This window comes from Paenibacillus turicensis (genome assembly GCF_050461185.1).
Classification (GTDB): domain Bacteria; phylum Bacillota; class Bacilli; order Paenibacillales; family Paenibacillaceae; genus Fontibacillus; species Fontibacillus turicensis_A.
Window position 1 is genome coordinate 82,357 of sequence record NZ_JBCMOR010000018.1, and the last position, 15,357, is coordinate 97,713.

12 protein-coding genes are annotated in these 15,357 nt (G+C 39.4%); 3 read left to right on the forward strand and 9 right to left on the reverse strand.

Annotation, left to right across the window (positions count from 1 at the left end; all coding sequences use genetic code 11):
• Positions 1–188 precede the first annotated feature (188 nt).
• Both ABE099_RS19455 and ABE099_RS19460 read right to left on the reverse strand, forming a co-directional pair.
• Positions 189–1,151: a ring-cleaving dioxygenase gene (locus tag ABE099_RS19455; protein ID WP_430033141.1), complete on the reverse strand. Its 963-nt coding sequence runs from the start codon at positions 1,149–1,151 to the stop codon at positions 189–191.
• Positions 1,152–1,177: 26 nt separating this feature from the next.
• Positions 1,178–1,783, reverse strand: coding sequence for a TVP38/TMEM64 family protein (locus tag ABE099_RS19460; RefSeq protein ID WP_430033084.1), 606 nt, complete (start codon positions 1,781–1,783; stop codon positions 1,178–1,180).
• 222 nt (positions 1,784–2,005) lie between these two features.
• Here ABE099_RS19460 and ABE099_RS19465 point away from each other — a divergent pair, with 222 nt between their 5' ends.
• Complete coding sequence (locus tag ABE099_RS19465; protein WP_430033086.1) at positions 2,006–4,006, forward strand: beta-galactosidase; 2,001 nt, start codon at positions 2,006–2,008, stop codon at positions 4,004–4,006.
• Between the two features lie 149 nt (positions 4,007–4,155).
• On the opposite strand, the gene ABE099_RS19470 is transcribed toward ABE099_RS19465, so the two are convergent.
• From ABE099_RS19470 to ABE099_RS19495, 6 genes are all read right to left on the reverse strand, one after another.
• A complete protein-coding gene (locus ABE099_RS19470) occupies positions 4,156–4,623 on the reverse strand; it encodes a hypothetical protein (RefSeq protein ID WP_430033089.1) in 468 nt (155 codons plus the stop codon).
• Positions 4,604–5,560: an SMI1/KNR4 family protein gene (locus ABE099_RS19475; protein WP_430033091.1), complete on the reverse strand. Its 957-nt coding sequence runs from the start codon at positions 5,558–5,560 to the stop codon at positions 4,604–4,606. The genes ABE099_RS19470 and ABE099_RS19475 overlap by 20 nt, the downstream gene beginning before the upstream one ends.
• Positions 5,561–5,701: 141 nt before the next feature.
• Positions 5,702–7,354, reverse strand: a complete 1,653-nt coding sequence (locus tag ABE099_RS19480) for a glycoside hydrolase family 43 protein (protein ID WP_430033094.1) — start codon at positions 7,352–7,354, stop codon at positions 5,702–5,704.
• A gap of 21 nt (positions 7,355–7,375) precedes the next feature.
• Positions 7,376–8,200, reverse strand: coding sequence for a carbohydrate ABC transporter permease (locus ABE099_RS19485; protein ID WP_210090046.1), 825 nt, complete (start codon positions 8,198–8,200; stop codon positions 7,376–7,378).
• A gap of 15 nt (positions 8,201–8,215) precedes the next feature.
• Positions 8,216–9,106: a carbohydrate ABC transporter permease gene (locus ABE099_RS19490; RefSeq protein WP_430033097.1), complete on the reverse strand. Its 891-nt coding sequence runs from the start codon at positions 9,104–9,106 to the stop codon at positions 8,216–8,218.
• Between the two features lie 70 nt (positions 9,107–9,176).
• Positions 9,177–10,514: an ABC transporter substrate-binding protein gene (locus ABE099_RS19495; RefSeq protein ID WP_430033099.1), complete on the reverse strand. Its 1,338-nt coding sequence runs from the start codon at positions 10,512–10,514 to the stop codon at positions 9,177–9,179.
• Positions 10,515–10,747: 233 nt separating this feature from the next.
• Here ABE099_RS19495 and ABE099_RS19500 point away from each other — a divergent pair, with 233 nt between their 5' ends.
• Together ABE099_RS19500 and ABE099_RS19505 are read left to right on the forward strand one after the other, a co-directional pair.
• The gene (locus ABE099_RS19500) at positions 10,748–12,526 is read left to right on the forward strand and encodes a sensor histidine kinase (protein ID WP_430033102.1); all 1,779 of its coding nucleotides are present in this window, start codon (positions 10,748–10,750) and stop codon (positions 12,524–12,526) included.
• Positions 12,527–12,539: 13 nt separating this feature from the next.
• Complete coding sequence (locus ABE099_RS19505) at positions 12,540–14,138, forward strand: response regulator (RefSeq protein ID WP_430033104.1); 1,599 nt, start codon at positions 12,540–12,542, stop codon at positions 14,136–14,138.
• 271 nt (positions 14,139–14,409) lie between these two features.
• On the opposite strand, the gene ABE099_RS19510 is transcribed toward ABE099_RS19505, so the two are convergent.
• Positions 14,410–15,339 (reverse strand): helix-turn-helix domain-containing protein, encoded by a 930-nt coding sequence (locus ABE099_RS19510; protein WP_430033106.1) that lies wholly within the window; start codon positions 15,337–15,339, stop codon positions 14,410–14,412.
• Positions 15,340–15,357 lie beyond the last annotated feature (18 nt).

Sequence of the window (15,357 nt, forward strand, 5' to 3'; positions counted from 1 at the left end):
AAAATGCAGACCAATCCCGTTCCCCCTGCACAGGTGCAGAGTCTCTTAAGCACTATTTAATTAGCCGCGCAAAGAGTAAAAACGAAATTTAATAATCCACATAACAGTACAGCCCTCCATTCGCTAGAAATAAGGTCATTTTAACATAGTATACCTAATCCAACAAGTTTTTAAGCATATTGCGTTATTTAAGTTAATAGTGGCTTTAACGTCGCTTCAATTTGTGATCTTCTTGACTCTAAAAATGGTGGGAGTGCAAGCGTGTGACCTAGCTGCTCTAACGATTCGTCAGTAGTAAACCCTGGGCCATCTGTAGCAATTTCAAATAAAATCCGATTAGGCTCACGGAAATAAAGCGATTGGAAATAATAACGATCTACGAGTCCTGTATTACTGAACCCAGCCTCATTTAGCTTATTCGCCCAAGCTGTAATCTCATCTGCATCTTCTACACGAAAGGCCACATGATGTACACCCCCACGACCTAATCGCTCCTTAGGGAGATCATGGCGCTCTTCAATATGAATCTCTGTCCCTGCCCCACCTTCTCCAGACTCTAAAACGATAATATCAGGTTGATTAGGAACAAAAGAAACATAACTTCCAACTTGGCGAAAACCCATAATTTCCGTCATTAAGGACAACGTGGCACTTGCATTATCTACAGTCAAGTAAACCGGACCTAAACCTGTGATAGCATACTGTTGCGGTACAATCGCTGTCCATGGTTTGCCTATAGGAGCTTGCTTATCATTTTGTTCTGATACAACAATATACCGGCTTCCTTCAAAATCTTTAAATGCTAACGTGAATCTATCTCCACGCTGCACAATGTCTTCATGGGGTACATTAAACTGCACAAACCGATCTCGCCAATAGGTTAATGCTTCATCACTAGGAACACGTAAGCTAACCGCAGAAATACTGTTATTTCCCTCTCGATTTACACCTGCATGATCAATTTCAAAAAAAGTAACCTCTGTGCCAGCATTGCCAGCTTCATCCCCATAAAATAAATGATACATACTGTCATTATCCTGATTGACCGTTTTCTTAACTAGTCTCAGTCCTAAAATTTCAGTATAAAAATGAAAGTTTTTTGCCGCTGATGCCGTAAATGCAGAAGTATGATGAATTCCTTTAATTTGCATGTATCTCAGCCCCTTCTCTTCATTTGTTAGCTTAACGCTTCCTTTGCAAAATAACGCTGTAATGCCTTGTTCATCCATAATGAGAAAATGATAAACGCAACAACACCTGCAAGCTTAAGTGGCTCTGCCATAAAATCGGAGAAGTGTGTGCCAATGTATGAGACACAAAACACCATAACCCCTTTACCTAAAGCCACTGCAACAAAAAAGGAAAGAACAGACATCCGTGTTAGTCCTGCTACAATATTAACGATGACAAAGGGACCTACAGGTAACATTCCTAATAAAAAGACATAATTAAAGCCATTACGTCTTGCCCACACCAGAGCTTGCTCTACCTTTGGCTTTGCTGACCACCGTCGTATCCACGCTAGCTGGGACCCTTTGCGGACTAGCAAAAAGGTGAGTAAGCTTCCCGAAATCAAACCGATCCATGAATATAAAAACCCCCACCATAACCCATACAACGCCGCATTTAAGCCTACGATAACAATTGTAGGTAAGGGTGGCACAAACGATTTCATAAAGGTAAGTAAAATGCCCGGGAGTGGCCCAAGGGAGCGATATTTTTCTAACCATAATGCCAAATTTTGTTCTGTAAATAAATCAATAATGCTTAATGTACCGGACATTTGTCCACCTGCCTATTTTAATCAATTCCTGTTCATTATAACTTTGAGTCATCAAATTACCAAGTACAATAAAGGTAAAATAGACATACTAGCATGTAATCCACCTTGGATTTGGGTAAATTCCACGATGTTCTGACCATATACGTCTGGGCTTTTGCTTCTTATAATGGGCTTATATTAGAGCAATTTATAACTACGAGGGTACGAAGAAGGAGTGTTACGATGGACAAGTTACGTTATGGTGTTGCGTATTATGATGAATATATGCCGTATGATCGACTTCAAGAGGATATTAAGATGATGTTAGCCGCAGGCATTAATACAGTGCGGATCGCCGAATCTACATGGAGTACACATGAGCCTCAAAATGGAGTATTTGATTTCACTTCTGTAGATCGTGTACTAGATGCGATGCATGAAGCTGGCATCGATGTCATTGTTGGGACACCCACTTATGCTGTACCTGCGTGGATGATTAAGCAACATCCTGACATTCTTGCTACGACCTCGAAAGGTCCTGGTCGATATGGTGCACGTCAAATCATGGATATTACGCATCCTGCTTATTTATTTTACGCAGAACGAATGATTCGCAAATTAATGGAGCGTGTGCATAAGCACCCTGCTGTTATTGGATATCAAACCGACAATGAAACGAAGCATTACGACACCGCAGGCGATAACGTACAGCTTCAATTCGTGAAATATATGCGAAACAAGTTTGGTTCTTTAGAAGTCATTAATCAGAAATTTGGTCTTACTTATTGGAGTAATCGTATTAATAGCTGGGAGGAGTTCCCTTCTGTTGTAGGTACAATTAATGGAAGCCTAGGTGCGGAATTCGCTAAATTCCAACGCACATTAGTAAACGAGTTTCTAGCATGGCAGGTGCAGATTGTGAATGAATACAAACAGCCTGGGCAATTTGTGACTCAAAATTTTGATTATGATTGGCGTGGACATTCCTTTGGGGTTCAGACGTCTGTGGATCACTTTGAGGCTGCGAAGCCCTTTGACATTGCAGGTGTTGATATTTATCATCCATCCCAAAGCAAGCTGACAGGGATTGAAATTTCCTTTGGTGGGGACATATCACGATCGCTAAAGCAAAGCAATTATTTGGTGCTAGAAACACAAGCGCAAGCTTTTCCAGATTGGACGCCCTACCCAGGTCAGCTTAGACTTTTAGCATTTAGTCATGTGGCTTCAGGCGCAAATATGGTTGCTTATTGGCATTGGCATTCCATTCATAATTCGTTTGAAACGTATTGGAAAGGCTTGCTCAGTCACGACTTTCAGCCAAATCCTGTATATAATGAAGCTAAAACAGTAGGCGCTGATTTCGCTAAACTTAGTCACAAGCTAGTTAACCTTCGTAAGCATAATAAAGTGGCAATCATGGTCAGTAACACAGCTTTATCCGCTATCGAATGGTTTAAACTGCCTGACGGTAAAGTGTATAATGATATTTTCCGTTGGATTTATGATGAACTGTACAAGCTTAATGTTGAGGTTGATTTTATTACGCCTGACTATGAGCAGCTAAGTCACTATGAGCTTGTCATAGTACCTGCCTTGTATGCGGTAGAAGATGAAGCATTAGAGCGGCTTAATCAATTTACGGAGCAAGGTGGACATGTGGTTTATACGTTTAAAAGTGGCTTTACTAACGAGGATGTTCAGGTACGTACAGTAGTACAGCCAGGGATTATTAGCAAAGCATGTGGCATCAGCTACAACATGTTTATTGCACCTGATGAAGCAGCAAAAATACAAAGTGATGTGCTGACATGGTCAGAGCAAGAGGCATCCATTACGAGTTGGATGGAGTTAATAACACCTACGACAGCGAAGGTGCTGGCAAGCTACGATCATCCTGAATGGAATAATTATGCCGCAGTTACGCGCAACCAATATGGCGCAGGAACAGCGACCTATATCGGTTGTATGACAAGTCCAGCGGCATTGCGTAGCATTTTAGCAGATACGTTACAACATATTGGACTTTGGCAAGAGGAACAAAAGCTAACCTTTCCAATCATTACTAAAAAAGGCTTTAATGACGACGGTAAGCTAATTCGATACTACTTCAACTACACTGGCGAGGAGCAAGCTTTTGTTTATTCATATGAAGCTGGTACAGAATTATTGACGGATCAGCCCATAGCTGAGGGACAACAACTCACATTACCACCTTGGGGATTTGTGATTATTGAGCAATAGTTTAAACTAAAATTAAAACCGTCTCTAGGTAAAAAGAGGATAAACTAGGATCAATACTAGTCTAATCACTACTCTTATCTCTCACTTAGAAGACGGTTTTTCTTATATTCTTATATTATTAGACTGAACAATTATAATTAAGACTACATTTAATTCTCAAAATAATCGCTTGAAAGTTCCAAAGTATGCAGACAGGCTTGCATTGATTCTCTAATCCGCAAATTTTGCTTTACTTTAGTCCACACTGTTTTATAGTAAGGTAACAACCTAATATGAGGAACAGCACCCCAGTATAACAGAGTTTGCTCCATGATTGGTTCTCCACCTGATCTGAACATCTCTTCAATCATATCTAAACTATCAAGTTTATCTTGGCTAATTCTTGTTGCATAGATGGCAGTCGTTTGCATGTTAGGATTTTCATGTGTCAAAAAACGAGAAAAATCTTGCGTGCTAACTTTTCCTACAGACTCTAAAACATAACCTGCATACCGCAACGTACTTGGTTCATGAATATAATCAAAGCCTTGTAGAATAGGTTCCACAAACACATTAAGGTCTATATTTTTGCAATAGTCGTGGATCATCATAAGTCCTTCAGCGTAATCCTTCCCCACCCTTTTGCTTACCACTGTCCAATAGCTGTAGTAAATAGGGCTGAGCGATTTCAGGTGAGGTTTTACACATTAAACGAATCGCTGTATAAAGCTGCTGTTGATGCAGCGGTTGGAGCTGGTCAGGTTGCTGATTATGTTGATTTAGTTGAACTTTTTGATGTAGGTGTTGATCAGCAACATCTTGCAGGAACTTTAACGTAGAGGGAGCAAGCGACTTCATTTTGTACATCCCCTCAAACGCTTTTAGCCGGGTCGTATCATTGGAAGACTGCTCATAAACCGCGATTAACTTTTCTTCGTTCCCGGGCATTCTACTCCCAAACCATGCATCATCATAATCCAAAATTATTTCATCTAACCAACGCTCATACCAGTCCAGAAAGTTGTCCTCATAAACGAAGAAAAAAGGATAATCCTCGTAGAAACTGGATGTATATACGATTTTTCCTTTTTGTTCTCCTTCAAGAACGAGATACATCTCGTATTCACAGCCTTGAGTACCGATATTTAACATGCCACCAAGCACTTTGTTACAAGCTATATCATATTCAGGATCAGAGATATCCTCCTCATTAATTAGAGGCTCAATTAACCTATTCCACTCCTCCTTATCCATGTCAGGATACAACACACATTTGCCCGTCATCGCTTCCTTCTCAGTGTAGGAGGTTGCTTGCGCGAGTGTATATATTCCATAGTAAGGGCCTGCGCCACCATCGCCAATTTGAGTAAGGAACTGAACATAACACGCTGGTAAAGTAATTCCATGTTCTGTTTGCCACTGTTCCAGCTCAGAAGTAGATAACGGTGAATTCATCTTGTATTGGTGCGAAGAAGCACCAAATATTTCACGGTCTAAATCTTTTTCATTAGCCTGTATGAGTTTACGTTTAATCGTTTCGGCTCGCTTTAATTGGGTTTCATTATTTATTTTCATAATAGTAAAATACCATATTTTATATTTGTCTACAAAACAAAGAGACTGTCCTATAGCTATCAAGCTAGTAATGACAATCTCCTCGATCTTCTCTTATTCTCTTACATCTTACCTTATAGACATTCTCTTATGGGCATTCTCTTATAGATAAAGCTCCCGATACACAAAATAATCAAAATCTGCAGTCGCTTGATGTCTGTACGTATCAATACAAGTTACACCTACAAATGTACCTGTAAAATGCTCAAAGCTTTCAGGGTATTCATCAGACATTTTACTTGCATCTAACACAGGTCCAATTTTACACCATTCCTCACCATCTAAGGACCAGAAAAATTGTAGTTTTTCACGATGCACTTCTCCACGCAAATAAACGGGTTTGCCTTCAGGTAATGCCACACGGAACGCCGTCCATTCTTGCTTTTGCCCATGATCGGAAGAAATTAGCCCTAACGCTTTTCCACCCAAAGATTCACTATAGTACACACGTAAAAAGTAATGCGTCAAATGATCATAGAAAAAGGTTAGCCCTGCCATCGCTTGAAAATATTTAGGTTCAAATTCAACGACGGTTTCTGCAACTACATCAAAGGCTTGAACTCTTCGAGCTACTAGGCTTTGCGTATGCACAGAAAATAAAGAATCTTGACCACGCAGTCGTAAATATCCTGGTCTAGTTGTTAAGTCAATTCCTGCCTCACCGACATGTACTCGAAGTGTGTTCCATTCTGTGCTCAGCACAGGCTCATCAAAATGATCCTTTTCAGGTAATGAAGGTACAGGACTTGAAGGAAGATCAGGTGCAGGCACAACCAGCTTCGCTTGGTTACCGCCACCCTCTAGACGAAGCCACCCTTCCTCGTTCCAGTACACCTTCTGGAGCGCTGTTTCACGGCCTAATGTGGAGCGCATTTGAGGCATTAATGGACGGGCACATAGGTGAGCCGCATACCATTTACCATCCGTTGTTTCTACAAGACTTGCATGTCCCGACTTTTGCAGTGGCGCATCTGGATTGTAATATTGCGGCTTAAGAAAGGCACCTACGCCCCGTTCATTAAAGATAGTGACCGCAGACGTAATAATCGGGTTACATGGATCAGGCTCATAGGGTCCAGTAATTTGCTTCGCTCTTGCCATCGTTACCCCATGACCGTATCCAGTTCCCCCTTCTGCCGCCATCAAATAATAATAGCCATTTCGCTTATAAATATGTGAGGCTTCAAGACATCCCATATCTGTCCCGCCATCATAAATTCGGATAGGATCTCCAACTACATCCTGTAACTCGGCACTATACTCCTGTAAAAAAATGACACCAGGGGAAGGATAGTCTTGCCTAAAGTCCCACTCTAGCTGAGTTAACCATATACGTCCATCGTCATCATGGAAAAAGGAAGGGTCAAAGCCACTGGAGTTTAAATAAACTGGTTTGCTATAAGGGCCTGTAACCTCCTTCGCAGTGACGACATAGTTATCAGCATGAAATACATTCCCCGCCCGATTACGTACAATGGTATAGACGAGATAAAATAGTTGTTGCTGCTCATTATAGGTTAAGCAAGGCGCCCACACACCACCCGAAGCCATAACGCCTGTTAAATCAAGCTGCTCCTTGTTAGTAAGTGCATATCCGATCGGTTGCCAATGCACCAAATCTTTAGAATGATGAATACGTACACCCGGAACCCATTCAAAGGTGGATGTCGCAATATAATAATCTTCATCTACCCGTAATATGGAAGGATCGGGATGGAAACCCCTTAAAATCGGGTTTTGAATCTGCTTACTCAAATGTAATCAGCTCCTTTTGTATTAACCTTTTACCGCGCCTGCTGTTACACCTTTAGTAATTTGTTCATTAAAGATGGCGTAAATAATAATTGCAGGAATTGAAGTAAGAACCATAACCGCGAACTGTGAACCATAATCAGAGGAATATTGGCCCGCAAAGTTCATGACGGAAAACGGTAATGTTTTAAGCGCATCTTTACTTAAAAAGGTCGAAGCCATAATAAATTCATTCCAGCAGTTAAGGAAGGTCATTACAATTACGGTAACCAAGGCTGGTTTTGTAAGTGGTGCAATAATTTGAAATACAGTCCGGTAAATACTGCATCCATCCATAACTGCGGATTCCTCCATCGCTCTCGGAATACTACGCATGAACCCAGTTAAAATAAAGGTCGCTAACGGTACAGAAACCGCAGTATAAGGTAAAATAAGCCCTAGATACGAATCTGTTAACCCAATTTCTTTAAAAATCGCAAAGTTAGGAAGCAATGTCGCATGAATTGGAATCATAATTCCTAACAAAATGATCGCAAAGAAAAAGGAACGTAGCTTCCAAGTCATTCTTGTAAATGCATAGGCTAACGTTAAAGATAACAAGATGGTCAATACGATCGTGGTACTTGTCACTAAAGCACTGTTAAAAAAGTATCTTAGAAACTTGCCGTCTACCCAGGCATTTACATAGTTTTGCCATTGGAATGTTTCAGGCCAAGTTAGAATATTCGAGGAATAAAATTCTGTACTGCTTGCAAATGAGAAATCAATCATCCAAATGAGCGGAAATAACTGTAGTGCTGCGACAACTAGGAAAAAGAGCCACAGTGCAATTTTAGTCTTTTTTTGCATAACTTTTCTTCCCCCTTAATATTCTGTCGCATCACTGCGAATGAGCTTATTGCTTAAATAAGTGAATAACAAGCACACTACTACAAACAAGATTGAAATTGCATTTGCATAACCATATTGACTTGCTGAAAATGCTTTATTGTACAAATAAACGGCAAGGAATTGGGTGGAGTCGCCAGGACCCCCATTTGTAGTTAAGAACACCATTTCCATCTGTTTTAAGGCTGTAATCATCGCAAGTGTTACTTGCACTGCAATAACTGGAGACAACAATGGAACGGTGATGCGTAAGTGTAATTTGAATCCAGATGCACCATCAAGCTTCGCTGCTTCGTAAAGATCTTCAGGAATTCCTTTAATGCCTGCGTAGTAAAACAGTAAGCCCCAACCAAAACCTGCCCAGATTAAGATGAAAAGCATAGAGCCAAGCGCTGTACTTGATTCACCTAACCATACGTGCTGCAATGAGCTTAAACCAAGCATATCTAATAATTTATTAAGTATGCCAAATGTAGGATCAAGCACAGATAACCACATTTTTGAAATAACGACGACTGAGATGACGCATGGAATAAAGAAAATGGTACGGAATATTTTTTCTGCTTTTCCGCCAATACGATCCAACCATATTGCAAACAAAATACAAATTGGGTGCTGAATCACGATAAACCCTAAACCAAGTAATATTGCATTACGTAAAGAAATCCAAAAGCGCTCATCTTGAAAAAGTAAGTTTTGATAGTTGTCAAAGCCAACCATTTTAACGTTAGTACCTGGTCCCAATGTATCTGTAAAGGAGTAGTACCCACTCAAAATTATAGGTGCCAAAAACGTAAGTATAAACAAGATTACGCCTGGAGCTACAAAAAGAAATATAGCGGTTTTATTGCTAAGCACCTTATGCATAATATTCTCCCCATTCCTTCAAAAAATGTAAGAGGACAGGCAGACGAGTGCTGGCCTGTCCTCAAACGAATTATTTTTGTGTATCTGCTGCGTTTTGAAGCTCTTTCACTAAACCGTCTGCATCAATACCACCTGCGAAAAATTTACCAAAGATGTTTTGCACATCGTCTTTAAATTTAGGTGTTCCAGAGTCTAACATCAATGCACCAGAGCTAGAAGTTGCACCAACTAAGATATCTGTTAAGCTCTTTTGAAGCTCAGTTTCTTTTCCTGTTAATTCATACTTTTGAGCTGGTACTGCTGCGCCTGTATCCCAAGCAATTTTTGCCCATTGATCTGCAGCCATCATGTAATCAAACAATTTTTTAGCTTCTTCAGGATGTTTGGATTTACTGATAAGCACATAGCCGCCACCGTTCCATCCAAGTAAGTCTGTATCTTTTCCTTTTCCGCCTTCAACCGTTGGGAATTTCAACACGCCGATATTGTTACGGAACGATTCAGGTAATGCTTCATTAGATGCCATCCCTGCTTCCCATGAACCCATATACCACATTGCTGCTTTACCTTGTGTAAATAAGTTTTGAGATGCACCATAATCCGCAGTCATAAATGAATCTTGGAACAATTTCTCATCTCTAACCTGCTGCAACAATTGAGCTGTTTTTAATACGTCTGCATTGTCTGTAAGCTTGTTTTTGTTTTGAACAGCACCAAGCAATACATCAGAGTTGCCTGTCAAACGAATGTAGATATTTTGGAACATTGCAGGATAACTCCAAAGGTCTTTACCATTAATGGACATTGGAGAAATTCCTTTTTCACGGAATGCTTTACCTGCATCAAGCAACTCTTGGAACGTTGTTGGAACTTTTACGCCATTGTCTTCAAACATCTTTTTGTTATAGTAAATGACTTCATAATCACTGTTACGTGGTAAGCCGTATACTTTACCGTCAAATGTAAAAGATGTGAATACGCCTGGAAGGAAATTGTATTTTTCACCTTCATACTGTTTTAAATCAATTTCTTTGACATATCCTGCTTGAACTAATGTGTTTAGCTCTGCGCCACCATGTACCATGGATACATCTAATGGTTCACTGGAAGCCATATATGCTTTAAGTTTATTTTTGAAAGGTTCTTCTGCTAATGTTTCTAAATCAATTTTGACGTTTGGATTTGCTGCAACATAGTTGTCTAACATTTTTTGCTCAGCTAAACCTTGTCCTGATTTACGATCTGGTAAGTTAGAGAAAAAGCGTAATGTAATTTGCTTATCTCCATCTTTACTACCTGCGTTACCGCTTTCATTTTTAGTGTTACCACCACAAGCAGTAAGCATCATAACGACAGCCATGACTAACGCAAGCAACGAAATTCTTACTCTCTTTTTACTTTTTTCCACTTAAAATCCCCCTTGTTTAATCGCGCTTGATCTTAATAAGTTTGACTTGAACACATCATAACAAATGAGTAAATTAGCCGTCAGTAGAGAATCATCGGACAAACTTGAAATATGTCGAAAGGCTAAATATCACATTGTATAAATACAGTAGACAGGCTAGAATACTAACAACTTCATCTTTAAAAAAAGGTAGTGATGATGTGCTTTCAAAGCTATTTAAGCAAAGTTTAAATATGAGCCTGAAATTTAAAATTATTACTTTATTTTTCACGCTCCTTACTATCGTCTCACTGATACTTGGTTATTATTCCTTTCAAACTTCAAAAAAACAAATTGTTAACAAAGTGAGTAGCACCAACCTTGGTGTGGTCAAAGAAATTAACAACAATATGAATACCTTACAGCAAACGATTTCAGATTGGGTCACTGTATTTACACTTACGAATGTGGTTCAAGACATTTTGCGTAGTGGCTCTATTGGAAGCAATCAGGTGGAATCGATGTTATATAATGGCCCTACGGCCTCAATTATGAATCAAATGCTAGTTACAGGAAGCTTCGATTACTTATCCATTTATGGCGAAAAAAACAGTGCTTTATATGAAGTATCTACCGATGGTAGCAATGGGGCTTCCAGTTTAAGCGACTTTAGCACCAGTGACATTTACAATAAATCTCTTGATCTTAACGGTGCATCCTACTGGTTCTCATTAACTAACAATAATAACCTTTTTATTCAATATAATCGCAATAGCAAGATCGGAATGACGCGGATCATTCGTGATATTAATAACGGACATAAAATAGGATTTATTTTTGTAGGGGTTAACGTCGATACAATACGTAATAGATATTTAAAAAACTTATATGATGACAATCATGGAATCGCAATTTTAGATCAGGATGGTACTCCATTACTTACGGCTGGCAAATCGTTTTACGATCAAAGTAATGATGCCTTTCATTTTTTGCTTCCATTAAATCCAGGAAGTTCAGGCTCAACAATTGTTAAGTCCAACAAAGAGGATGTGTTAATATCCTATAGCGTGAACGATAATGGACTGAGGACCTTGTACAGCATTCCAATGAGCTTATTAACCAATGAGTTAAATTCAATTAAATCATTTGTCATTTTACTGATCGTCATTTGTTTAGTGTTGTGTGTTCCTTTGTTAATGGTATTAACTAGCTTTTTAACCGCTCCACTGAAAAATTTATTGCTTTCGATGCGCAAATTCCAAAATGGACAGTTTGATGAAAGTGTTGAAATTAAATATTGGGACGAAATAGGCCATTTAAGCAAAGGTTACAATAACATGGTGTCCAACATGAAAACGTTAGTAAACGATGTGTATGTGCTTCGCCTCAAGGAGCAAGAAGCAGAGCTAAAAGCGCTACAATCACAAATTAACCCACATTTTTTGTACAATATGTTAGATACAATTTTTTGGGAGGCAGAGGCCGCAGGACAAGACCGCATCAGTGAGATGATTATTAACTTGTCACGCTTATTTCGCCTTAGCTTAAATCAAGGGAAAAGCTTTACAAGTGTAGGAAAGGAGAAGGAATTTATTGCATTATACTTGTCCTTACAACAAATGCGCTTTAAGGAAAAGTTAAGATATGATATTAATATTCCGGATGAATTAGATCATTATGTAATTTTAAAGCTATGCTTACAGCCATTTATTGAAAATGCAATTATTCATGGCATTGAGCAGAAACGCGAAGGTGGCTTTATTTCGATAACAGGACAACTTGAAGATGATAAACTGATTTTTTGTATCATGGATAATGGTGGTGGCATGAGTGAGCATACGATTAAACAAATTACAGCACTTCCCGAGGATGATGATGTGCATACAGGGCAAGATGTTGGCGGATATGCAGTTCATAATGTACATGCCAGATTACGTCATTACTACAAGGATCAATACCAATTACAATATGACAGCCAAGTCGGCCAAGGAACAAAAGTAATCATTAAGATTCCTATAACTAGGGACATTTAGGAGGGATACTTTCATGATTAACTTAATGCTTGTTGATGATGAAGAACGTGCAAGAACCGGAATACGCGATTTAATCGATTGGAAAGAGCATAATATTGAAATTGTTGCCGAAGCCAGAGATGGGCTTGAAGCTCTAGAGCTACTAGAGAAGTTGCATGTAGATATTATTTTGACAGATATTAGAATGCCAGAATTAGATGGGCTTAAGCTTATCGAGATTGTTGCTCAGAAATACCCGTTGATTAAAACGGTCATTATGAGTGGATATGGGGAATTTACGTATGCACAAAAAGCTTTGAGCCTTGGAGCAAGTGATTATTTATTGAAGCCAAGTCGTCGGCAGGAAATTTTGGAAACGATTGTTCATCTCACCTCGCAAATTAATGAAGAACAGGTTCAAAATCAAGCGCTAGAAAAATTAAAGAAAAGCTTCCGTGAAACGTTGCCACTACTAAAGGAGCAGACTTTAAGTAGACTGGTTACAACAGAGTCTCCTCCTTATCAGCGCTTACTGGAGACACTTAATATGAACGGAATTACTTTTCCCCATGTTATGTATGGCGTAATGATCGTCAAAATCGATCATTTTCTTGCCTTGCAGCAAAAATACGGCACTGAGGACATCGAATTATTTAAATTTGCCATAAAAAATATGATTTCCGAAATGACGACGGCATTATGTCCATGTGCAGTATTTGAATACCAAGATGATATCGTTGTTATTCTCAACACAGAGAAATGGCTAGATCGCAAGCAGCTAGCGGGCTACATTGAGACGATTCAGCGAAATACCGAAAGGTATCTGAAATTTACCGTTTCTATTGGTATCGGTAGCTTCAATAATCAAATTGAGCATGTACGACTTTCTTTTCTCGAAGCCTCAAAAGCACTTGATATTGGCTATTATGCAGGAACCGCAAAGGTTGTTGATTATATGGATGCGGTGGAGGAAGAATCGTCGATGAGCTCCTACCCACTTGCTGAGGAAAAGGCAGTACTCAAAGCGGTACGACATGGTGAGTTTGATAGTATTAATGCAACGTTACACAATTTTAATCAAGCATTAAATCCAGAAATTGCATCTAAGGATCAGGTGCTAAAATCTAGCTTTGCTTTATTTTTTTCACTGTATCATTTATGTATTGAAAATAACGTGGATGTCAGTCAGGTTTTTGGACAAGATCTAACCGAGATGACCTCTATTCTAGCTCGCTCAAGCCAAGAGGAATTAATTTCAGCTTTATCTGATACCGCTTTAAAGGTGAGTAAGCAATTAACGACGAAAAAAAATAGCAATAAGCTATTTGAAAATGTACTTAACTATATAAAACAAAATTATACTAAAAATATTAGCCGAGAGGACGTAGCCAGAGAAGTGTATATTACACCGGGCTACATCAGCCTTTTATTTAAACAAGAAATGAAAACAAGCTTTTTAGACTACTTACACAAAATACGGATTGATGCCGCTTGTGAAAAGCTTGTAGATCAAAGTCTACGAATTGGCGATGTTGCCCATGATGTAGGTTATGGAGATGAAAAGTATTTTTATCAAGTGTTCAAAAAGTACATGGGCATGACGCCCAATCAATACCGTAACAATTTAAATTAAGTTAACCCCGTTAACTATGGCTTAACATATTAATCAGTCCTTGACAATCTTTGGGGTGGGAGGCTACGTAGCAGAGAATGGTTTCAACCGCTGTTAAAGTCCCACTTTTTTTTATAACTTGACTTGAAATGATAAAAGTGGGACTTTAAAGTGGTTTATGCTCTCGAAGTATCTTTCTTACAGAAAGATTGTACCGCTATCGCTTTTCCACCATCTCTCTGCTCCTCCGCTTCGTTTGCCTATTGTCAAGCACTGATTTTAAGGTTGAGCCTTAACTATCTACCTTATTCGTTTTCATCTGCCGATACTGTAATGGACTCATGCCTGTCCAACGTTTAAACTGTCTGCTAAAATGGGATAGCTGAGTATAACCAAGCCTTCCTGCAATTTCCTTAATGGACAACTCAGGTTGCTGAATCAACAGCTTCGCCTCATTGAGTAGTAAATCAGATAAATACTGCCGTGGCGAAGTTCCATATACTTTCCGAAATATTTCTAAGCAATACCCTGACGTAATACCAAGCGATGTTGCAATATCTTCAATTTTAACTGCAATCCCTTGCCCCTCAGTATAACTATTACCATTACCGCGCTCTAGCTGAGCTTGAAAACGAGTTTTGATGCTCTCTGCAATCGCCTTAGCATAATGTAGGGAAGAAGGAGACAACGTATCCTGCTCACCTAGCTCTGAGGGGTGCCGTTCAGCTAAAAAATTGAGCAACTGAAACAATACCATCTGGATCCGAAAGCGATCTCCTGTTGTATAGCTTCCTTCTTGACGTAAAATAGCTAGCCAGTCCTGCACAATTTCATGTAGCCTAGCATTTTCAACGGTCCCTGACTTAAACAGAATTTGTTCACGGATCGCCATCTCTTGCCTAAAAACAGGATCATCCACGTTAAAATGAGCACAAAAATAATGCAGCCCATTTTCATCATTACAATGAATCGTATGCTTGAAGCCTGGTGGAACAAGGAGGATATCCCCTGCCTGTAGCTCATAATGTACTTGCTCCATCCATGTTTCTTGACTGCCCTGTAGCACAACATGAATTTCAAAGCCCACATGGACATCCTCAGGTACCTTCCATCCACATTTGACCACTTGCTCATGTGCGCCAAATAGCTTCACATTCCAGTCAATCGCAGGTAACCAACGAGCTACATGAAGCCATTCTGCACTTGGGATAGGTTGCTTCATCCTCCTTCCTCCCTTCTA